This is a genomic window from Umezawaea sp. Da 62-37, from assembly GCF_032460545.1.
Lineage (GTDB): Bacteria > Actinomycetota > Actinomycetes > Mycobacteriales > Pseudonocardiaceae > Umezawaea.
The window spans coordinates 5,197,162-5,216,676 of sequence record NZ_CP135965.1 but is presented as its reverse complement, the minus strand read 5'-3'; the positions used below and the strand labels follow the sequence as shown (position 1 = coordinate 5,216,676).

The 19,515-nt window shown below is 71.1% G+C and carries 20 protein-coding genes and 1 pseudogene; 15 read left to right on the top strand and 6 right to left on the bottom strand.

What is annotated here, in order from left to right:
* Positions 1 to 2 precede the first annotated feature (2 nt).
* The 6 genes and pseudogenes from purM to arfB all read left to right on the top strand — a co-directional run bounded on the left by purM (position 3) and on the right by arfB (position 2,889).
* Positions 3 to 1,097: a phosphoribosylformylglycinamidine cyclo-ligase gene (gene purM / locus RM788_RS23760; RefSeq protein ID WP_315933968.1), complete on the top strand. Its 1,095-nt coding sequence runs from the start codon at positions 3 to 5 to the stop codon at positions 1,095 to 1,097.
* Positions 1,098 to 1,204: 107 nt separating this feature from the next.
* Positions 1,205 to 1,318 (top strand): annotated as a pseudogene (locus RM788_RS53025) (sigma factor); the annotation flags it as partial.
* A gap of 89 nt (positions 1,319 to 1,407) precedes the next feature.
* On the top strand, positions 1,408 to 1,656 hold the full coding sequence (locus tag RM788_RS53020; RefSeq protein ID WP_399344577.1) for an RNA polymerase sigma factor: 249 nt from the start codon (positions 1,408 to 1,410) through the stop codon (positions 1,654 to 1,656).
* Positions 1,653 to 2,258 (top strand): hypothetical protein, encoded by a 606-nt coding sequence (locus RM788_RS23750; RefSeq protein WP_315933967.1) that lies wholly within the window; start codon positions 1,653 to 1,655, stop codon positions 2,256 to 2,258. Before RM788_RS53020 ends, RM788_RS23750 begins: the two co-directional genes overlap by 4 nt.
* A complete protein-coding gene (locus RM788_RS23745; RefSeq protein ID WP_315933966.1) occupies positions 2,251 to 2,451 on the top strand; it encodes a hypothetical protein in 201 nt (66 codons plus the stop codon). Before RM788_RS23750 ends, RM788_RS23745 begins: the two co-directional genes overlap by 8 nt.
* 9 nt (positions 2,452 to 2,460) lie before the next feature.
* Positions 2,461 to 2,889 carry an alternative ribosome rescue aminoacyl-tRNA hydrolase ArfB gene (gene arfB, locus RM788_RS23740; protein ID WP_315933965.1) on the top strand — a complete coding sequence of 143 codons (429 nt, stop codon included), beginning with the start codon at positions 2,461 to 2,463 and terminating at the stop codon, positions 2,887 to 2,889.
* 397 nt (positions 2,890 to 3,286) lie between these two features.
* On the opposite strand, the gene RM788_RS23735 is transcribed toward arfB, so the two are convergent.
* From RM788_RS23735 to RM788_RS23725, 3 genes are all read right to left on the bottom strand, one after another.
* Positions 3,287 to 4,825 (bottom strand): sensor histidine kinase, encoded by a 1,539-nt coding sequence (locus tag RM788_RS23735; RefSeq protein WP_315933964.1) that lies wholly within the window; start codon positions 4,823 to 4,825, stop codon positions 3,287 to 3,289.
* 136 nt (positions 4,826 to 4,961) lie between these two features.
* Complete coding sequence (locus RM788_RS23730; RefSeq protein WP_315933963.1) at positions 4,962 to 6,452, bottom strand: CoA-acylating methylmalonate-semialdehyde dehydrogenase; 1,491 nt, start codon at positions 6,450 to 6,452, stop codon at positions 4,962 to 4,964.
* Positions 6,449 to 7,450, bottom strand: a complete 1,002-nt coding sequence (locus RM788_RS23725) for a LacI family DNA-binding transcriptional regulator (RefSeq protein WP_315933962.1) — start codon at positions 7,448 to 7,450, stop codon at positions 6,449 to 6,451. Before RM788_RS23725 ends, RM788_RS23730 begins: the two co-directional genes overlap by 4 nt.
* A gap of 140 nt (positions 7,451 to 7,590) precedes the next feature.
* Here RM788_RS23725 and RM788_RS23720 point away from each other — a divergent pair, with 140 nt between their 5' ends.
* From RM788_RS23720 to iolD, 9 genes are read left to right on the top strand one after another with little or no spacing between them, the layout of a single operon-like run.
* The gene (locus RM788_RS23720) at positions 7,591 to 8,592 is read left to right on the top strand and encodes a Gfo/Idh/MocA family protein (protein ID WP_315933961.1); all 1,002 of its coding nucleotides are present in this window, start codon (positions 7,591 to 7,593) and stop codon (positions 8,590 to 8,592) included.
* A complete protein-coding gene (locus RM788_RS23715; RefSeq protein ID WP_315933960.1) occupies positions 8,589 to 9,473 on the top strand; it encodes a TIM barrel protein in 885 nt (294 codons plus the stop codon). The genes RM788_RS23720 and RM788_RS23715 overlap by 4 nt, the downstream gene beginning before the upstream one ends.
* Positions 9,470 to 10,480 (top strand): sugar ABC transporter substrate-binding protein, encoded by a 1,011-nt coding sequence (locus tag RM788_RS23710; protein ID WP_315933959.1) that lies wholly within the window; start codon positions 9,470 to 9,472, stop codon positions 10,478 to 10,480. The genes RM788_RS23715 and RM788_RS23710 overlap by 4 nt, the downstream gene beginning before the upstream one ends.
* A 45-nt stretch (positions 10,481 to 10,525) precedes the next feature.
* Positions 10,526 to 11,569, top strand: coding sequence for an ABC transporter permease (locus tag RM788_RS23705; protein WP_315933958.1), 1,044 nt, complete (start codon positions 10,526 to 10,528; stop codon positions 11,567 to 11,569).
* A complete protein-coding gene (locus tag RM788_RS23700) occupies positions 11,566 to 12,402 on the top strand; it encodes an ATP-binding cassette domain-containing protein (protein WP_315933957.1) in 837 nt (278 codons plus the stop codon). The genes RM788_RS23705 and RM788_RS23700 overlap by 4 nt, the downstream gene beginning before the upstream one ends.
* Entirely contained in the window at positions 12,402 to 13,331 is a 930-nt protein-coding gene (gene iolC, locus RM788_RS23695) for a 5-dehydro-2-deoxygluconokinase (protein WP_315933956.1), read from the top strand. Before RM788_RS23700 ends, iolC begins: the two co-directional genes overlap by 1 nt.
* The gene (locus tag RM788_RS23690; protein WP_315933955.1) at positions 13,328 to 14,236 is read left to right on the top strand and encodes a Cgl0159 family (beta/alpha)8-fold protein; all 909 of its coding nucleotides are present in this window, start codon (positions 13,328 to 13,330) and stop codon (positions 14,234 to 14,236) included. The genes iolC and RM788_RS23690 overlap by 4 nt, the downstream gene beginning before the upstream one ends.
* The gene (gene iolB, locus RM788_RS23685) at positions 14,233 to 15,120 is read left to right on the top strand and encodes a 5-deoxy-glucuronate isomerase (RefSeq protein ID WP_315933954.1); all 888 of its coding nucleotides are present in this window, start codon (positions 14,233 to 14,235) and stop codon (positions 15,118 to 15,120) included. Before RM788_RS23690 ends, iolB begins: the two co-directional genes overlap by 4 nt.
* The gene (gene iolD, locus RM788_RS23680) at positions 15,117 to 16,970 is read left to right on the top strand and encodes a 3D-(3,5/4)-trihydroxycyclohexane-1,2-dione acylhydrolase (decyclizing) (protein ID WP_315933952.1); all 1,854 of its coding nucleotides are present in this window, start codon (positions 15,117 to 15,119) and stop codon (positions 16,968 to 16,970) included. Before iolB ends, iolD begins: the two co-directional genes overlap by 4 nt.
* A 431-nt stretch (positions 16,971 to 17,401) precedes the next feature.
* Here the strand turns inward: iolD and RM788_RS23675 are convergent, their stop codons facing one another.
* From RM788_RS23675 to RM788_RS23665, 3 genes are all read right to left on the bottom strand, one after another.
* On the bottom strand, positions 17,402 to 17,803 hold the full coding sequence (locus RM788_RS23675) for a hypothetical protein (RefSeq protein WP_315933951.1): 402 nt from the start codon (positions 17,801 to 17,803) through the stop codon (positions 17,402 to 17,404).
* Positions 17,803 to 18,618, bottom strand: a complete 816-nt coding sequence (locus tag RM788_RS23670) for a hypothetical protein (RefSeq protein WP_315933950.1) — start codon at positions 18,616 to 18,618, stop codon at positions 17,803 to 17,805. The genes RM788_RS23675 and RM788_RS23670 overlap by 1 nt, the downstream gene beginning before the upstream one ends.
* 96 nt (positions 18,619 to 18,714) lie before the next feature.
* Positions 18,715 to 19,416, bottom strand: a complete 702-nt coding sequence (locus RM788_RS23665; protein WP_315933949.1) for a Crp/Fnr family transcriptional regulator — start codon at positions 19,414 to 19,416, stop codon at positions 18,715 to 18,717.
* Positions 19,417 to 19,515 lie beyond the last annotated feature (99 nt).

Here is a 19,515-nt window from a genome sequence, read left to right as displayed (position 1 = left end):
CGATGGAGCACGTTGACGTGAGTGCCGAGACCGACAACGCCAAGGCGACGTACGCCGCGGCCGGAGTGAGCATCGCCGCTGGGGACGAGGCGGTGGAGAAGCTCAAGCCGTGGGCGGCGAAGGCGCACCGCCCCGAGGTCCTCGGTGGCATCGGCGGGTTCGCGGGCTTGTTCCAGCTGAAGCTCGACCGCTGGAAGGAGCCCGTGCTCGCGGCCTCCACCGACGGCGTCGGCACCAAGATCGCCGTCGCCCAGGCCATGGACAAGCACGACACCATCGGCCACGACCTGGTCGCGATGGTCGTGGACGACCTGGTCGTCTGCGGCGCCGAACCGCTGTTCATGCAGGACTACATCGCCGTCGGCCGGGTCGTCCCGGACAAGATCGCCGCACTGGTCAAGGGCATCGCCGAGGGCTGCGTCCTCGCGGGCTGCGCCCTGCTCGGCGGCGAGACCGCCGAGCACCCCGGCCTGATGGGCGACGACGACTACGACATCTCCGGCACCGGAGTGGGTGTCGTCGAGGCCTCCAGGATGCTCGGCCCGGACCGGGTCCGCCCCGGTGACGTCGTCATCGGCATGGGCTCGTCCGGCCTGCACTCCAACGGCTACTCGCTGGCCCGCCACGTGCTCCTGGAACTCGCCAGGATGCCGCTGGAGGGCCACGTCGAGGAGTTCGGCCGCACCCTCGGCGAGGAGATGCTGGAACCGACCCGCATCTACGCCAAGGACTGCCTCGCGCTGGCCGCCGAGGCCGAGGTGCGCACGTTCGCCCACATCACCGGCGGCGGCCTGACCGCGAACCTGGCCCGCGTACTGCCCGCCGGCGTGCACGCCGACCTCGACCGCGGCACCTGGACGCCCGCTCCCGTGTTCGCCCTGATCGCCCAGCGCGGCCGGGTCGAGCGCGAGGAGATGGAGAAGACGTTCAACATGGGCGTCGGCATGATGGCCGTCGTGTCGCCCGAGGACGTCGACCGCGCGCTCGCCGTCCTGACCGCCCGCCACGTGCCCGCCTGGGTGCTCGGCGAGGTCAACAAGGCCTCCGACGCCAACGCGTCCCGCGCGACGCTGGCCGGGGACCACCCGAGGTTCTGAGGCAACCCCCTCGGTCGCCGCCCCGTACCAAGCGGCGACTGAGGGGAGGTCCTGTGGGGAACCGTGACCGCGAGTTCGCCGATTACGTCGACGCGCGCGCGTTGGTGATGAGGCGGACCGCGTACCTGCTGTGCGGCGACTGGCACCGCGCCGAGGACCTGGTGCAGACCACGTTGACCAAGCTCTACGTGGCGTGGCCGAGACTGCGGCGGGACGGGCGCCTCGACGCCTACGCCCGCAAGGTCCTGGTCCGCGCTTCCATCGACGACTCGCGCCGTGCGCACCCCGCCGTGAGACGGCCGTCGACCTGTTGCCCGAACACGAGGATCCCGGCGGTCCGCCGGACGACCGGGTCGAAGTGCTCCAGGCGTTGGAGAAGTTGCCTCCTGGGCAGCGCGCCGTGGTGGTGCTCAAATATTGGGAAGACCAGTCCATCACCGAGACCGCGCGCCTGCTGGGCCGGACCGAGGGCACGGTCAAGAGCCAGGCGTCCAAGGGACTCACCGCGCTGCGCGCCCTGCTGCGCTTCGACCCGACCGCAGTGGGGGATCAGCGATGAACGACATCAAGGACGTCCTGGGCGCGGCCTTCGCCGACGAGCCGCCGAACGGCATCCACTCCGAGACCCTCCTCCGCCGCGGCCGCAACCAGTTGCTGCTGCGGCGTGGAGCGGTCTTCGGCGGCTTGGCGGTGGCCGCCGTCGCGGCCGTGGTGGGCGTGTCCGCGATGACCGGCGCGGTGGCCCTGCCGAACACCGATCCCGGTACCCAGCCCGGCGCTCCGGTGTCTTACCCGGTCGTGTCATCGTCCTGTCCGACCATCGCCACAACCTCGTCCTCGCCCAAGCATGCCTCCTCGCCGAAGAGGTGCGACTCCACGACGCCGGAACACGCCGCCGAACTCACCGCGGTCCTGGCCGCGGCCGATGTCGTGCCCGCGGGCCTCACCGCCGTCGACCCCTTCGAGTTCACCGTCCTCAACTCGGACTACAACGCCTCGACCGATCTGCGGACCGCGGACGGCGCCACCGGCAAGCTGTTCATCTCGGTGATGGCGAGTTCCGCGAACCCGCCCTTCCCCCCGCTGCGCCGCCCCCATCAGCTGCGAGTTCCGCGAGCTCAACGGGCAGCTGGTCCAGGTCACCACCGCCCCGATGGGTGAAACGGGCGAAGTCCTCACCGCGGCCGCCGTGCAGCGCGGCGACGGGTCCTACGTCTACGTGTCGAGCTCGAACGTCTCCGCCGAGGCCACCCGCCTCAACGGCAAGGCGTCCTCCGCCCCGACCATCGACCACCAACCTCTCACCGCCGACCAGCTGGTAAAGATCGTGACCTTGGAGGGCCTGGAGTTCTAAGGTTGTCGGGTGCCCGAGGACTTGCCCGTGACGCGGACGCTGGTACTACCGGCGGCCGAACTCCGCGAACGCTTCTCCAGGTCCTCGGGCCCCGGCGGCCAAGGCGTCAACACGGCCGACAGCCGCGTCGAACTCACCTTCGACCTCGCCAACTCACCGTCCATCCCGGACTGGCTGAAAACCCGCATGCTCGAACGCCTCACCACCCGCCTCGTCGACGGCGTGCTCACCGTCAAAGCCAGCGAACACCGCGCCCAACTCCAAAACCGCACCGCCGCCCGCGCCCGCCTGGCCACCATGCTCCGCGACGCCGCAGCCGCCCCACCCCCGGTCCGCCGCCCCACAAAACCAAGCCGCGGCTCAAAAGAACGCCGAATCGCCGAGAAGAAACGCCGCGCCATCACCAAACGCGGCCGCACCGGCGACTTCAACGACTGACCCGCCCCACCGCTCACCGACGCGCAGCCAGGTGCCCTGCCGACGCGGAGCGAGGTGCCTGGCCGATGCGCAGCGAGGTGCTCGATCCGTCGCGGAGCGAGGGATAAGTCGGGCAAAGCCCGATGCCCCCATCGGCGCAGCCGCCCCCTCGCACCCGGCGCGGAGCGCCCGCCGCCCTACCGACGCGCAGCGAGGCGCCCCAAACCCCGGCACAGCCCAAGCCAGGCGGAGCCAGGCCTCCCCCTGCCCCCGATACGAAGCGCCCTCCTGCCCTCACCTGTTTTGTCAAGACATCTTTCCCGTCTTGACAAAACAGGTGAAGGCATTGAGACAATCGCGCACCGGGGGCCGGCTCCCCGAACCCACCCCGAACCCACTCACCACCCCAACCCCCACCTCACCAAGGCAACCGCGCCGTGAACACCGCCCCCTCCTCATTCCGCACCCCCACCACCCCACCCCTCCTCAAACAAATCTGCCGCGTCAAAGCCAACCCCAACCCCCTCTCCCCCTCCTCAGCCGCCTTGGTCGTGAACCCGTTCCTGAACACCTCCTCCACGATCCCCGGCGCCACCCCCGGCCCCGAATCCCTCACCACCACCAAAACCTCCTCACCCTCCTCCCGAACCAGAACCTCCACCCACCCCCCACTCCCAGCCACCGCATCCACCGCGTTGTCCACCAAATTCCCCACCACGGTCACCAAATCCGTCGACAGCCCTCCATCCACCACCCCCAGACGACTACCCGGATCCATCCGCAACCCCACCCCCCGCTCCGCCGCCAACCCCGCCTTCGCCACCAACAACGCCCCCACCGCGAAATCCTCGACCCCCACCTCCCACCGCCCCTGCGCCGAACCGATCCGGCTCACGAACCCCCGCACCTCGTCGTACTCACCCAGCTCGATCAGCCCGGAAATCGTGTGCAGCCGGTTCCCGAACTCGTGCGCCTGCGCCCGCAGCGTGTCCGTGGCGTGCCGGTTCGCGTCCAACTCGTTGCGCAGCCCCATCAGCTCGGTCCGGTCCCGCAGCGTCACCACCGACCCGACCTCCACGCCGCGCACGGCGATCGGCGTCCGGTTCATGGTCAGCACGCTCCCGCCGCGCAGCACCACCTGGTCCGCGCCCGCCGCCCGGCCGGTCAGCACGTCCAGCAGCCGGTCTTCGAAGTCCAGGTCCGCCACCGCGCGCCCGACGCAGTCGGCGGGCAGGCCCAGGGATGTGCGGGCGTGGTCGTTGGCCAGCGTGATCCGGTGTTGGGGATCGAGGCCGACCACGCCTTCCCCGGTGCCGTGCAGCAGCGCTTCCCGGTGCTCGACCAGTTCGGTGATCTCGCGCGGTTCCAGGCCGAGGGTCTGCTTCTCCACCCGCCGGGTGAGCAGCAGCGATCCGACGACGCCGATCGCCAGCGCGATCCCGAGCAGCCGCAGCGCGTCGCCAGGCGAGTCCAGCACGCCCTCGAAGAACCCCGGCGACTCCTCACCGGCCGCGACCACGCCGATCACCTCGCCGCCGTCGCTCATGACCGGCACGTGGGCCACGATCGCGCCGTCCAGCTCGCCGACCCACGACCGCCCGCCCAGCGCGGTGCTCGGGCCGACGTCGAGCGGTTCGCCGACCCGGAGGGGGCCCGGTGGCGTCATCACCCGCCGCGAGGCGTCGGCGATGACCACGTAGCTCGCGCCGGACAGGCTGCGCCCGCTCTCCGCGAACGGGGCCAGGGCGTCCTGCCGCGCCGGGTCGGCGAGCGCGGCCCGCACACCGGCGGTCGTGGCCACGTCCTCGGCCACGGACTGCATCCGGCGTCCCTCGGTGGTGGCGAAGTTCGCCCGCGCCTGGACGACCGACAGCGCGCCCACCGCGCACAGCAGGGCCACGACGACCACGAGCTGCCAGGCCAGCAGCTGCCTGGCCAGCGTTCCCCGGACACCCATCGCACCTCCGCCCCGTTCACGTGTGAGTGACACTAGGACGTGCGCGGGTGTGCTGCGCGTGACCACGAAGGCCGGGACCGCGGCCCACGATCGGGACTTCGGGTCACCACGCGCGGGCCCGGAAGCCCGCGTCGCGCTAGCCGTGGGTCGGGAAGCCCAGGTCGATGCCGTGCTGCCGCGGCCAGCGGGCGGTGATCGCCTTCGCCCTGGTGTAGAAGCGGACGCCTTCGGCGCCGTGCACGTGGGTGTCGCCGAACAGCGAGTCCTTCCAGCCGCCGAAGGAGTAGTACGCCATCGGGACCGGGATGGGGACGTTGATGCCGACCATGCCCACGTGCACCCGCCGCTGGTACTCGCGGGCCGCCAGGCCGTCGCCGGTGTAGACGGCGGTGCCGTTGCCGTACGGGTTGGCGTTGACCAGGTCCACCGCCGCGTCGAAGGTGGGCACCCGGACGACCACCAGCACCGGGCCGAAGATCTCGTCCCGGTAGACGGCCATGTCGGGGGTCACGTGGTCGAAGAGGGTGGGCTTGAGCCAGAAGCCGTTCTCGTGGCCCTCCGGCGCGAAGCCCCGGCCGTCCACCACGAGGGTCGCGCCCTCGCGGACACCGGTGTCGACGTAGGAGGTGACCTTGTCGCGGTGCGCCCCGGTGACCAGCGGGCCCATCTGCGAGGCGGGATCCGTGCCGGGACCGGTGACCAGGCCGGTGGTCCGCTCCGCGATCTTCGCCACGAGGGCGTCGGCCGCGTCGCCGACGGCGACCACGACGGAGATGGCCATGCACCGCTCGCCCGCGCTGCCGTACCCGGCGGACACGGCGGCGTCCGCCGCCACGTCCAGGTCGGCGTCGGGGAGGACGACCATGTGGTTCTTGGCGCCGCCCAGCGCCTGCACCCGCTTGCCCGCCGCCGTGCCGCGCGCGTAGACGTGCCTGGCGATCGGGGTCGAGCCGACGAACGACGCGGCCGCGACGTCCGGGTGGTCCAGGAGGGCGTTGACCGCGGTGGCGTCGCCGTGCAGGACGGTGAGGACGCCGTCGGGCAGGCCCGCCTCGCCGAACAGCTCGGCCAGCCGCACCGAGGCCGACGGGTCGCGTTCGGAGGGCTTGAGGATGAACGCGTTCCCGCTCGCGATGGCGATGGGGAACATCCACATCGGGACCATGACCGGGAAGTTGAACGGGGTGATGCCCGCGACCACGCCCAGCGGCTGGCGGACCGAGTAGGCGTCCACGCCGCGCGACACCTGCTCGGAGTGCTCGCCCTTGAGCAGCTGCGGGATGCCGCAGGCGAACTCCACGACCTCCAGGCCCCGCTGCACCTCGCCCGCGGCGTCGTCGAGGACCTTGCCGTGCTCGCCGGTGATGATGGCGGCCAGCTCGTCGCGGTGCTCGTGCAGGAGGTGGCGGTAGTCGAAGAGGATCCTGGTGCGGGTGGCCAGCGAGGACTCCGACCAGGAGGCCGCGGCCCTCGTCGCCGAGGCGACCGCGAGGTCGACGTCCGCCTGGTCGGCGAGACCGACCTGCCCGGTGACCTCGCCGGTGGCGGGGTCGAACACGTCACCGGTCCGGGTCGACACCCCGGTGGTGCGGGCGCCGTCGATCCAGTGCGGGGTGGTGGGGCTCAAGGCTTTCCTCCCGGAGGTGCTGTCGTGGTGCGGACCACCAGTGACGAGTGCAGGAGGTGGCGGACCGGGTCGGTGCGCTCGCCGCGCACGCGTTGCAGCAGCGCCTCGGCGGCGAGCCTGCCCATCTCGTTGCGGGGCTGGTCGACCGTGGTGAGGGAGACGTGCCGCAGGGCCGCCAACGACGTGTTGTCGTAACCGACCACGGAGACGTCCCGCGGGACGTCGAGACCGGCTTCCTCGAGCGCGGAGATGGCGCCGACGGCGTTGAAGTCGTTGCAGGAGATGATCGCGGTGGGCATCCGGCCGCCGCCGTGCAGCTCCTGGATCGCCCTGGCGCCCGCGGTGTCGGTGTACTCGCTGCCGACCACCCTCGGGTCCAGGCCGTGCCTGGTCATGGCGCTGACGTAGCCGCGCCGCCGCGGGCCGGCCTGGCTGCCCTCGCCGCCGTCCAGGTGCACGATGTCGCGGTGGCCGAGGGACACGAGGTGGTCGACGGCCAGCCCGACGCCCTGCTCGCCGTCGTCGTTGACGGTGTCGACCGTCGACACCCGCGACGACCTGGCCACCAGGACGACGGGCAGGTGGTCGGCGGCGTTGCCGATGGCGGCGGTCGGGACGACCGGGCTGAGCAGGGCGAGGCCCGCCGGGCGGAACGAGAGCAGGCTGTCCAGCGCGCGCCGCTCCCTGGCCGGGCTGCGGCCGCCGGTGTTGATGATGAGGTCGAAGCCCTGTTCACGGGCGACCGAGTCCAGGCCGTCCACGACCTCGGCGAAGAAGGCGTTGTGCAGGTCGGAGACCATCACGCCCAGCACGGTGGACGTGCGGCTGGCGAGCGAGCGGGCCATCGCGTGCGGGGAGTAGCCGAGTTCCTCGGCGGCCCTCAGCACGGCGGTGCGTCGCTGGTCGCTCACTTTCGGTGATCCCCGCATCACCAGGGACACCAGCGCCCGTGAGACACCCGCCCGCTTGGCGACGTCCTCCATGGTCGGCCTGGCCACCGCCACCTCCCCAAGTCCGCTGGTCACGAGCCGGAAACGCCCCCTTGACACCCGTGTGACGGAAGCTACAGCATTGGAGCGCTCCAACCAATAGAGCGCTCTAACGCCACAGACCTCCTACCAGGACGGAGACCCTCCGCATGCGGATCGGAGTCGCTGGAGTCGGCCGGATCGGCACGATGCACGCCACCAACCTGGCCTCGCTGGACCGGGTGGACGAGGTCCTCCTGTTCGACCCGGTGCCCGGCCGCGCGGCGCAGGCGTCGGCCGCGCTGCCGGGCACGAAGGCCGTCGACGACCTCGACGCACTGCTCACCGCGAGTGACGGCGTGCTCCTCGCGACACCGACGAACACGCACCCGGCGCTGCTGCGCGCGGCGCTCGCGGCCAAGGTGCCCGCGCTGTGCGAGAAGCCGATCGCGAGCGACCTGGACCAGATGCGCGCGCTGGTCGACGACGTGGAGGCCTCCGGGGTCGAGGTGCTGGTCGGGTTCCAGCGCCGCTTCGACCCGGCGGTCTTCGAGCTGCACCGGCGCATCCGCGCGGGCGAGGTCGGTGACGTCTACCTGGTGCGGGCCATCGGCAACGACGCCCAGCCGCCGGACTTCGGCTACCTGCCCGCCTCCGGCGGCATCTTCCGCGACCTGCTCATCCACGACCTGGACGCCGTCCCGTGGCTGGTCGGCGAACCAGTCGTCGAGGTGTACGCGTCCGGCTCGGTGCTGGTGGACCAGGCGTTCGCCGACGCGGACGACGTGGACAACGCCGTGGTGCTGCTGAAGTTCGCGGGCGGCGCCCACGCCACCCTGGCCGGTGGCCGCCACGACCCGCTCGGCTACGACCACCGCATCGAGGTGCTCGGCAGCAGGGACTCGCTCGCCGTCGGCGTCGACGCCCGCACCCCCCTGACCTCCCTCGAACCCGGCGGCCCGGTCGTCGCGGACGACGCCTACCCCGGTTTCCCGGAGCGCTTCCACCGCGCCTACCTCAACGAGATGACCGTGTTCACGCAGGTCGTGGCGGGCGAAGTGGCGAACCCGTCCCCGGCGCGGGAGAGTTTGATCAGCCTCCGACTCGCCGAAGCGTGCGAGGCTTCACGGCGTTCCGGCTCACCGGTCCGGCTGACAGGGGTTGACGCATGATGAAGATCGCGGGCGCACCCATCTCCTGGGGTGTGTGCGAGGTGCCCGGCTGGGGTCGGGTGCTGGAGCCCGACCGGGTGCTGGGCGAGATGGCGTCGCTCGGTCTGGTGGCGACGGAACTCGGGCCGCCGGACTACCTGCCCTCGGACCCGGAGGCGCTGCGCGCGCTGCTCGCCGAGCACGACCTCAGCCTCGTCGGCGGGTTCCTGGCCGTCGTGCTGCACGACCCGCCGCGGGTTCCGTCCACAGTGGAGGAAGCGGACCGGGTCGCCGCGCTGCTGGCCGCCGGTGGCGCCGAGGTGCTCGTGCTGGCCGCCGCGACCGGGCTGGACGGGTACGACGAACGGCCCGACCTGACCGACGAGCAGTGGCGGACGTTGATCCAGACGTCCGCGAAGATCGCCGACATCGCGGCGGGCCACGGCCTGCGCACGGTGCTGCACCCGCACGTCGGCACGCACGTCGAGCGCGCCGCCGAGGTCGAGCGGTTCCTCGCGGACTCCGAGCTCAAGCTCTGCCTGGACACCGGCCACCTGCTCATCGGTGGCGTGGATCCGGTCGACCTGGCCCGACGGCACTCCGAGCGGATCGGTCACGTGCACCTCAAGGACGTGCGCGCCGACATCGCCGCCGGGGTGCGCGACGGGCGGGTCGGCTACACCGCCGCGGTCCAGGAGGGCATCTACGTCCCCCTCGGAGACGGTGACGTCGACATCGAGGCGCTGGTGGGACTCGTCCAGGAGGCGGGTTACACCGGCTGGTTCGTCCTCGAGCAGGACACCGCGCTCGGCGACGGCGGTCCTGCCGACACCCCGGTGCTGGACACCGCGCGCAGCCTCGCGCACCTCAACAAGATCACCGGAAAGGGCCAGGGACGATGACGTCTGTTCGCTCTGCAAGACGAAGTGCTCTGCGCGTCGGCCTCGGGATGGCCGCGGTCGCGCTGCTGGCCGCGTGCAGCGGTCCCGCCGCGAGCAACAACACCAGCAGCTCCGGCAGCCCGGACACCGGTTCCGCCACGAGCGGCGGTGCGCTCAAGGTCGCCGTGGTCACGCACGGCTCGGCCGGTGACACGTTCTGGAACGTGGTCAAGAACGGCGCGACCGACGCGGGCAAGGCGCTCGGCGTGACGGTCGACTACAACTCCGACGGCGACCCCGGCGCGCAGTCCAAGCTGATCGACAACGCGGTGTCGCAGAAGGTCGGCGGCCTCGTCGTGTCGATGGCGAACCCGGACGCGCTGAAGACCTCCATCGACGCCGCCGTCAAGGCGGGCATCCCGGTGATCACCATCAACTCCGGCGGTGACAAGAGCGCGTCGTTCGGCGCCATCGCGCACGTCGGCCAGGAGGAGGGGATCGCGGGCGAGCAGGCGGGCAAGAAGCTCAAGGAAGCGGGCAAGACCAAGCTGCTCTGCGTGATCCACGAGGCGGGCAACATCGGCCTCAACCAGCGCTGCGACGGTGCCAAGACCGGTTTCGGCGGCACCGTGACGAACCTCCAGGTCGACATCAACAACCCGACCGACATCGAGGCCCGCATCAAGGGCGCGCTGCAGACCGACTCGTCGATCGACGCCGTGCTGGCGCTGAACCCGCAGGTCGCCGTCAACGCGGCCAGCGCGGTCAAGGGCGCGTCCTCGAAGGCGTCCGTCGCGACCTTCGACCTCAACGCCGACGTGGTCTCCGGCATCAAGGCCGGTGACGTGCTCTTCGCCGTGGACCAGCAGCAGTACGAGCAGGGCTACCTGCCGATCGTGATGCTGAAGCTCTACCACGACAACGCGAACACCGTCGGCGGTGGCCAGCCCGTGCTGACCGGTCCCGGCTTCGTCGACAAGTCCAATGTGGACAAGGTCGAGGAATACGCCAAGCGCGGAACCCGGTAGACGAGCGCCGGGGAGTGGGGAACAGTGCCAGGAGGTAAGAACGCAGTGGCAGCGCAAGCTCCACCAACCGCCGACGAGCGGGTCGGCAAACCCGGTGTGCTCGACCGGCTGGTCGTGCGCCCGGAGATCGGCTCACTGCTCGGGGCACTGCTGGTGTTCCTGTTCTTCTCGATCGTCACCGAGCAGTTCCTGAGCCCCGGCGGTGTCGCGACCTGGCTCGACGACGCGTCCACGCTGGGCATCATGGCGGTGGCGGTGTCGCTGCTCATGATCGGCGGCGAGTTCGACCTGTCCGCCGGTGTCATGACGGCGTCCACCGCCCTGGTCACGGCCATCCTCTCCACCCAGCTCGGCTGGAACGTCTGGCTGGCCCTGTTCGCGTCGCTGCTGTTCGCCCTGGGCGTCGGTGCGCTCAACGGCTGGCTGGTGATGCGGACGGGGCTGCCCAGCTTCATCGTCACGCTGGGCACGTTCCTCGCGTTGCAGGGCCTCAACCTGGGCATCACGCGGGCCGTCACCGGCACCGTGCAGGTGTCGGGGATGCGCGACACCGACGGCTACGCGTCGGCCGGGTTCCTGTTCGCGTCGACGTTCACCTTCGGCGGGACGTCGTTCTACATCTCCATCATCTGGTGGGTCCTGTTCACCGTCGTCGCGTCGACCATCCTGGTGCGCACCAGGTTCGGCAACTGGATCTTCGCGGTCGGCGGGTCGGCGCTCAGCTCCCGCGCGGTCGGCGTGCCGGTGATGCGCACGAAGGTCTTCCTGTTCATGACCACGGCGTTCGCGGCGTGGCTGGTCGGGTCGATCAACATCCTGCGGTTCACCAGCGTGCAGGCGAACCAGGGCATCGGGCTGGAGTTCCAGTTCATCATCGCGGCGGTCATCGGCGGCTGCCTGCTCACCGGCGGCTTCGGCTCCGCGGTGGGCGCCGCCATCGGCGCGCTGATCTTCGGCATGGCCCGCCAGGGCATCGTCTACGCCAACTGGAACAGCGACTGGTTCCAGCTGTTCCTCGGCGTGATGCTGCTGTCCGCGGTGCTGGTCAACAACGCCCTGCGGCGGCGAGCGGAACGGGTGCGGCGATGACGCCACTGATCGAGACCGACGGGATCGGCAAGACCTACGGCAGCGTCATCGCGCTGCGTGACGTCTCCACCGTGGTCAACGCGGGCGAGGTCACCTGCGTGCTCGGCGACAACGGCGCCGGCAAGTCCACGTTGATCAAGATCCTGGCCGGGGTGCACCAGCACGACCGCGGCTCCCTGCGGGTCGAGGGCGAGGAGATCAGCTTCACCTCGCCGCGCGAGGCGCTCGACCACGGCATCGCGACGGTCTACCAGGACCTCGCGGTGGTGCCGCTGATGAGCGTGTGGCGCAACTTCTTCCTCGGCTCCGAGCCGACCAAGGGGGTCGGGCCGTTCAAGGTGCTCGACCGCAGGCAGGGCCGCGAGGTCACGAAGAAGGCGCTGTCCGAGATGGGCATCGACCTGCGGGACGTCGAGCAGCCGGTGGGCACGCTGTCCGGTGGTGAACGGCAGTGCGTCGCCATCGCGCGGGCCGTGCACTTCGGCGCGAAGGTGCTGATCCTGGACGAGCCGACCGCCGCGCTCGGCGTGAAGCAGGCCGGGGTGGTGCTCAAGTACGTGGCACGGGCCCGCGACCGCGGCCTCGGCGTCGTGCTGATCACGCACAACCCGCACCACGCCTACCCGGTCGGCGACCGGTTCCTGCTGCTCAAGCGGGGGCGTTCGCTGGGCTCCTACGACAAGGCCGACATCACCATCGAGGAGCTGACCCGGCAGATGGCCGGTGGCGCCGAGCTGGACGCCCTGTCGCACGAACTGCGCGCCGCCGAGGCGGGTCCCGCCGACGACGCGGGCACCGCCGCCGTGGTCGTCGAGAAGGAGGACGTGGGCTGATGGCGTTGGACGTGCTCACGGTCGGTCGTGTCGGCGTCGACCTCTACCCCGAGCAGAGCGGTGTCCCGCTGTCGGCCGTGCGCACGTTCGCCAAGTCGCTCGGCGGCACCGCGACCAACGTCGCGGTCGCCGCCGCGCGGCTCGGCCGCCGGGCCGGGGTGCTGACCAAGGTCGGCCCGGACGGGTTCGGCGACTACGTGCGCGAGGCGCTGGCCGGGTTCGGCGTGTCGCCGGAGTTCGTCGGCACGGCCGAGGGCCTCCAGACGCCGGTGGTGTTCTGCGAGCTCAACCCGCCCGAGGACCCGCCGCTGCTGTTCTACCGCTCGCCCATCGCGCCCGACCTCACCCTCGTCGAGCCGGACGTGCCGTGGGACGTCGTCGCGGACGTGCCGGTGCTGTGGGTGACCGGGACGGGGGTGTCGACCGAGCCCGCGCGGGGAACCCAGCGCAGGATGCTGGAGCACCGCGGGAGGAGGGCGCACACCGTGCTCGACCTCGACCACCGCCCCATGTTCTGGTCCGATGTGGACAGTGCCCGCCGCGAGATCGGCTGGATGCTGGACCACGTGACGGTGGCCGTCGGCAACCGGACCGAGGTCGAGGTGGCCGTCGGCACGGCCGACCCGGACGAGGCCGCCCGCAGGCTGCTGGACCGCGGTGTGGAGCTGGCGCTGGTGAAGAAGGGCGCGGAGGGCGTGCTGGTGGCGACCCGCGAGGGCTCGTGGACCGTGCCGCCGCACCCGATCGACGTGGTGTGCGGCCTCGGCGCCGGGGACGCGTTCGGCGGCGCGCTGGTCCACGGCCTGCTCGCGGGCTGGGACCCGGTGCGGATCGCCCGCTACGCCAACGTCGCGGGCGCGCTGGTGGCGTCCCGGCTGGCCTGCGCGGACGCCATGCCCGAGCCGCACGAGATCGAGGAGCACCTGTGATCACCGACCGGCAGTGGTCGGAGCTGCTGACCACGCGCGCCACCGATCCCGGCTCGATCCGCCGCGCCTACCAGGCCCGGCGCGGCCGCAAGGGCCTGCTGTCCGAGCGGGGCACGCTGTTCCTGGTCGCCGCGGACCACCCGGCCCGCGGCGCGCTCGGCGTCGGCGGCGACCCGATGGCCATGGCGGACCGCCGTTCGCTGCTGGACCGGCTGCTCACCGCGCTGGCCGACCCCGACGTGGACGGCGTGCTGGGCACCCCGGACGTGGTCGAGGACCTGCTGCTGCTCGACGGCCTGCACGAGAAGGTCGTGATCGGCTCGATGAACCGCGGCGGTCTCGCCGGCGCGGACTGGGAGGTCGACGACCGGTTCACCGGCTACGACGCCGCGTCCATCGCCACCAACGGGCTCGACGGCGGCAAGATGCTGCTGCGCCTGGTGGACACCGACGCGGGCACCGCCCCGACCCTGGAGGGCTGCGCGCAGGCCGTGTCCGCGCTCGCCCAGCACGGTCTGGTGGCGATGGTGGAACCGCTGCCCTACGACCGGGACGAGGCAGGGAACCTGGTGCTGCGCAAGGACTCCGCGTCGCTCGCCCGTGCCGCCGCCATCGCCGCCGGACTGGGCGTGACCTCGGCCTACACCTGGCTCAAGCTCCCCGCGCCCGCGGACCCGGAGGTCGCGCTGGGCAGCACGACGCTGCCCACGCTGGTGCTCGGCGGCGTGCCGTCACCGCGGCCCGAGGACGACCTGGCGTCGTGGGGCCGATCCCTGCGGCACCCCACCGTGCGCGGCCTGGTCGTCGGCCGTGCCCTGCTCTACCCGCCCGACGGCGACGTGGCGGGCGCGGTCGCCGCGGCGGCCGCCGTGCTCCGCGCCGCGCAGGAGGAGGTCACGGCATGAGCTGGCACCGTCCACTCGGGACGCTCACCGACGGCGACGACCCGATCCGGCTCGGCCCGGCCGAGGCGGGCTGGACCTACACCGGCCTGCGCGTGCTGGTGCTGGCCGCGGGGGAGAGCCGGACGATCGAGACCGGCGAGTTCGAGGCGTTCGTCCTGCCGCTCGCGGGCGGCTGCGTCGTGGAGGTCGACGGCGAGCGGTTCGAGCTGACCGGCCGCGACTCCGTGTTCACCAGGGTCACCGACTTCGCCTACGTGCCAAGGGACGCCCGCGTCGCGCTGACGTCGGAGGCGGGCGTCGAACTGGCCCTGCCGATGGCCCGCTGCGAACGGCGGCTCACCCCGAAGTACGGCCCGGCGGAGGACGTGCCGGTCGAGGTGCGCGGTGCCGGCAACGCCACCAGGCAGGTCACCAACTTCGGCGTGCCCGGCGTCTGGGACCACGCGGACAAGCTCGTCGCGTGCGAGCTGATCACGCCCGACGGCAACTGGTCCTCCTACCCGCCGCACAAGCACGACGACACCGAGCCGTGCGAGGTGGTCAACGAGGAGGTCTACTACTTCCGCATCGCGGGCCGCGACGGCGTGACCCCGTCGCGCGAGGGGTTCGGGCTGCACAAGACCTACACCGGCGACGGGGAGGTCGACGAGGACGTGGCGGTGCGCGACGGCGACGTCTTCCTGATCCCGCGCGGCTACCACGGTCCGTGCGTGGCAGCCCCCGGTTACCCCATGTACTACCTGAACGTCCTGGCCGGGCCCGGCGCCGAGCGCTCGCTCGCGTTCTGCGACGACCCGGCCCACACCTGGATCCGGGACGGCTGGGCCGAGCAGGACCTGGACCCGCGCTGCCCCGTGACGACCGCGAAGGGGCGAACGGCATGAGGCTCACCACGGCACAGGCGCTGGTCCGCTGGATGCTCGCGCAGCGCACCGAGCTGTTCGACGGCTCGGAGGCGCCGCTGTTCCCCGGCGTGTTCGCGATCTTCGGCCACGGCAACGTGCTCGGCGTCGGCAACGCCCTGGAGGAGGTCCGCGACCGGCTCCCGGTGTGGCGCGGCCAGAACGAACAGGGCATGGCGCTCGCCGCCGTCGGCATCGGCAAGGCCACCCACCGCCGCCAGGTCGGCGTCGCCACCTCGTCCATCGGCCCCGGCGCGCTGAACATGGTGACCGCCGCCGGTGTCGCCCACGCCAACCGCCTGCCGCTCCTGCTGCTGCCCGGCGACACCTTCGTCGGTCGCGCCCCCGACCCCGTCCTCCAGCAGGTCGAGCACTTCCACGACCCCGGCGCCACGGTCAACGACGCGTTCCGCGCGGTCAGCCGCTACTTCGACCGGATCACCCGCCCCGAGCAGCTGATGTCCACGCTGCCCCAGGTCACCAGGGTGCTGACCGACCCAGCCGACTGCGGCCCGGTCACCCTCGCCCTGCCGCAGGACGTCCAGGCCGAGTCCTACGACTTCCCCGACGCCCTGTTCCACCCGGTCGTCCACCGCCTGCAACGACAGCGCCCCGACCTGCGCGCCCTCACCGGCGCCGCGGACGCGATCACCGCCGCCCGCAAACCACTGCTGGTCCTCGGCGGCGGCGTCCGGTATTCAGGCGCGGCGGGCCGCGCACTGCGCTTCGCCGAACAGCACCGCATCCCGATCGTCGAAACCACCGCGGGCCGCACCCTCGTCCCCCACGACCACCCGCTCAACGCCGGGCCGCTGGGCGTCACCGGCTCGACGTCGGCGAACGTGCTGGCCGCCGCGGCCGACGTGGTCATCGCCGTCGGCACCAGGCTCCAGGACTTCACCACCGCCTCCTGGACCGTGTTCTCACCGGACGTCCGCATCGTCATGCTCAACGCCGCCCGCTTCGACGCCGTGAAGCACGGCGCCCAGGCACTCGTGGCCGACGCCGACGAGGCGCTGCGCGAGCTGACGGACCTGCTCGGCGACTGGCAGGCCGACTCCCGCTGGGCGGACGAGGCCGTGGTCGAACGCTGCCGCTGGGACGAGCACATCGACGGCCTCCGCACCCCCGGCGCCGACCTGCCGACGTACGCGCAGGTGGTCGGCGTCGTCAACGACCTCAGCACCCCCGAGGACTACGTCATGACCGCCTCCGGCGGCCTGCCCGGCGAGCTCATCGGCGGCTGGCGGGCAGTCGGCGAGTCCACGATGGACGTCGAGTACGGCTTCTCCTGCATGGGCTACGAACTGGCAGGCGCCTGGGGCGCCGCCATCGCCCGCCCGGACGGCGTCGTCACGACGTTGCTGGGCGACGGCTCCTACCTCATGCTCAACTCGGAACTCTTCTCAGCCGCCTTCGCAGGCCACGGCTTCGTGGCCGTCGTCTGCGACAACGACGGCTACGCCGTCATCCACCGCCTGCAAACCGGCCAGGGCGGCACCGGCTTCAACAACATGTACACCGACGTCCGCACCACCCACACCGCACCACCACGCACCGACTTCGCCGCCCACGCCGCCTCCATGGGATGCGCGGTCTTCCCAACCGACGACCTGGCAGGCCTGGCCGACGCCTACCGCAAAGCCCGCGAAGCCGCCACAGGCGAACACCGCCCCGCAGTGGTCGTCATCCGCACCCACCCCTCCTCCTGGACCGAAGCCGGCGCCTGGTGGGAAGTCGCCGTTCCGGAAACCGCCCACCGCACCGAAATCACCGACGCCCACGACCAAATGCTCAACGACAAAACACGACAACTCCGCTACCTGAACTGAATCCACAAGCCACCAACGACTCACCCAAGTCCAAACGAAGCCAATGCCCTCGCCCAACGCAAAGCAAGGGATGTCGATGCGAAGCATCGAACTTCGCCCAAAGGCGCAGCCCAGGATGCCCCATCGGCAAAGCCGAAGCCGATACCCACCACCGGCGCAGCCGCCCCCTCGCACCCGGCGCGGAGCGCCCGCCTGCCTTACCGACGCGCAGCGAGGTGCCCTAGTTCGGCGAAGCCGAATGCTGGCGTAGCCAGACTCACCCCTGCACCCGATACAAAGCCGCTCTAGGCTTGACGAACCTTGTCAAGACATCTTTCCCGTCTTGACAAGGTTCGTCAAGCCTAGAACACTCGGCAACCGGGTGCAGCCGCCCTAAACCCACGCCCCAGCCCCAACCGGAGCCCCAATCCGCGAGCCCCTCAAACCCAACCTCACCCCGCCGGCGGCCCAGGATGCACCACAGCCGCATCCACCGGCGTGTGCGGCAGCGCGGGACTGATCGCCCCCAGCACCGCCCGCAACTCCGCCTCCAACTCCGGGTGTTCCCACAGCACGGCGTGGATCGACCCCCGCCACTCCGTCGCGAAATCCGCACGGGCCTGGGTCTTCCGCTCCCAGGGCACCAGCGCCAACTCGTCCCGCGAAGCCTGCAACCGGGTGCTGACCACTTCCACCCGCTGCGGCACCCCCGAGCCGAGCACTCCCGCGACCTCCGCCCGCACCCCGTTCCACAGGTGCGTGTCCATGGCCTTCACCAGTGCTCCGGCCACCGTCCCGGCGAGCAGCCGGAGCCCCTCGTCGGGCTTCCGGCGTTTCCTCTCCGTTCGCACCATCAGTCCCTGCCGGTCCCTTGGTGGTAGGTCGGGCCGAAGTTCGAGCCCTTCATGTCGTTGCGGTCGAAGTTCTGGATCATGTCCGCGTTCTGCACCGACGACGGGACCCGCAGGTCCCGACCGGCCTGGTACACCGCGGACCCCCCACTGGCCACAGCGTGCTGGTTCACCGACCCGGCCTGGCTCGCGGTAGCGGGCATCTCCGACGAAGCCCCGGCGAGGTCCAGCGCGTGCACGTCGCCGTCCGGCACCCACATCCGCCCGTGCCCGCTGAACGTCTTCTCGGTGACCTCGACGCGCCGGAAGTCGTCCGGCTTCAGGGTGGTGTGGCCCGTGGCGACGAGCGTGTCGTAGAGGTGCTCGGACAGGACGACGACCAGGTCGGCCGACGGGAAGGCCTCCAGCGCGAGGTGCGCGGCCCGGCTGTTGAGCAGCCTGCTGACCAGCACGGCGTCCTTGCCGGGGAACCCGTTGGCGCCGTCCACGACCGCGCCGTGGTGGATCGCGAGCCGCATCCGCACCTTGGCCTCGGGCACGCGGTAGCGGTTGACCGACTGCAGTTCGGCGTTGAGGGCGCGCACGTAGTCGTCCACGACCAGGCGCTCCTGGGCGTCCGGCGGCAGCACGGCGAACTCCTCGTCGCCCTTGGGCTGCCGGTGCCACGTGGTGCGGTCGAGACCTGCCTCGGCGCCCGCGCGGTCGAGGCTCTGGATCAGCAGCTCCTGGAGGATGCGCTGGAGCTGGTCGTCGGCGGCGCCGTACTTCCGCAGGTCGCAGCACACGAGCAGGCTGCGTCGAAAGTTGGCCTGGTTCATCGTGGACGACCTCCGGGGTGTGCCGGTGAAAGCGGCTGCGCAGAGTCACTGTGGGGTACGGCATCGGATGGAAAACCGCATGACTGCGGCCTCGTCTCAACAGCTTGCGAATTCACGCAGACGCTGCATGTCCGGGACGACGACATTGCGCCGGAGATGGCTCACGACGACCCCCGCCTTGCGCAGATCGCTGAACGCCTTCTCGGCCGTTCGTGGCTTCATGCCCGCGATCGACGCCAGTTCGACTTTCGTCAACGGGATTCCGAGCACCCACCCCTCGGGTTCTTCGCGACCATAGGTCTGCACGAGTTCGAACACGACTCGGGCGACCCTCTCGGCGGCCGGGTGCGAGAGGAAATCGCGACGCCGTTGATTCGCCCACCGCAACCGGTCGTTGATCATGGAGAGCAATTCGACGAACACGTCGTTGCGGCGCAGCAGAAAGCTCATGAGCTCGGCGCTGCTGATCATCTTGGCGACGACGTCCCCGCAGGTCACCACGGTCGCCGAGCGGGGCTTCTGGTCCAGCGCGGACATCTCGCCGACGAGGTCGCCCGCGACGCGGATGGCCAGCAGCGCCGTGTTGCCGGTCTCGTCCGAAGCCTGGACCTTCACCACGCCGTCCAGCAGGAGCAGCACGTGAGTGTCGCTCGCATCCTGCTCGATGACCTCGCGGTCGGCCTGATAGCGGACGACCGTCCCGATGTTCAGGAGTTCTTGTCTCGGCGCGTCGCGCAAGCGGCCCAGCAGGCTGTTCGACGGCCACGCGAGATCCGGTGTTGCTGTTGGCAATGGCATTTGGATCCTGGTTGCTCGTCGGTACCTGCAGGCGATGTGAAAATCGAATTCATCGTGAGCGCACGCTCGTACCCGAGAGTAAGTGCGTGCAGCGGAGTC

Bases quoted from the DNA above. Each gene is read 5' to 3' on its own strand.
- RM788_RS23700 (WP_315933957.1), top strand. From the start codon at position 11,566: ATGACGCCACTGATCGAGACCGACGGGATCGGCAAGACCTACGGCAGC.
- RM788_RS23715 (WP_315933960.1), top strand. From the start codon at position 8,589: ATGATGAAGATCGCGGGCGCACCCATCTCCTGGGGTGTGTGCGAGGTG.
- RM788_RS23750 (WP_315933967.1), top strand. From the start codon at position 1,653: ATGAACGACATCAAGGACGTCCTGGGCGCGGCCTTCGCCGACGAGCCG.
- RM788_RS23665 (WP_315933949.1), bottom strand. From the start codon at position 19,416: ATGCCATTGCCAACAGCAACACCGGATCTCGCGTGGCCGTCGAACAGC.
- RM788_RS23745 (WP_315933966.1), top strand. From the start codon at position 2,251: ATGGGTGAAACGGGCGAAGTCCTCACCGCGGCCGCCGTGCAGCGCGGC.
- iolC (WP_315933956.1), top strand. From the start codon at position 12,402: ATGGCGTTGGACGTGCTCACGGTCGGTCGTGTCGGCGTCGACCTCTAC.
- RM788_RS23720 (WP_315933961.1), top strand. From the start codon at position 7,591: ATGCGGATCGGAGTCGCTGGAGTCGGCCGGATCGGCACGATGCACGCC.
- RM788_RS23675 (WP_315933951.1), bottom strand. From the start codon at position 17,803: ATGGTGCGAACGGAGAGGAAACGCCGGAAGCCCGACGAGGGGCTCCGG.
- iolD (WP_315933952.1), top strand. From the start codon at position 15,117: ATGAGGCTCACCACGGCACAGGCGCTGGTCCGCTGGATGCTCGCGCAG.
- iolB (WP_315933954.1), top strand. From the start codon at position 14,233: ATGAGCTGGCACCGTCCACTCGGGACGCTCACCGACGGCGACGACCCG.
- purM (WP_315933968.1), top strand. From the start codon at position 3: ATGGAGCACGTTGACGTGAGTGCCGAGACCGACAACGCCAAGGCGACG.
- RM788_RS23710 (WP_315933959.1), top strand. From the start codon at position 9,470: ATGACGTCTGTTCGCTCTGCAAGACGAAGTGCTCTGCGCGTCGGCCTC.
- RM788_RS23735 (WP_315933964.1), bottom strand. From the start codon at position 4,825: ATGGGTGTCCGGGGAACGCTGGCCAGGCAGCTGCTGGCCTGGCAGCTC.
- RM788_RS23670 (WP_315933950.1), bottom strand. From the start codon at position 18,618: ATGAACCAGGCCAACTTTCGACGCAGCCTGCTCGTGTGCTGCGACCTG.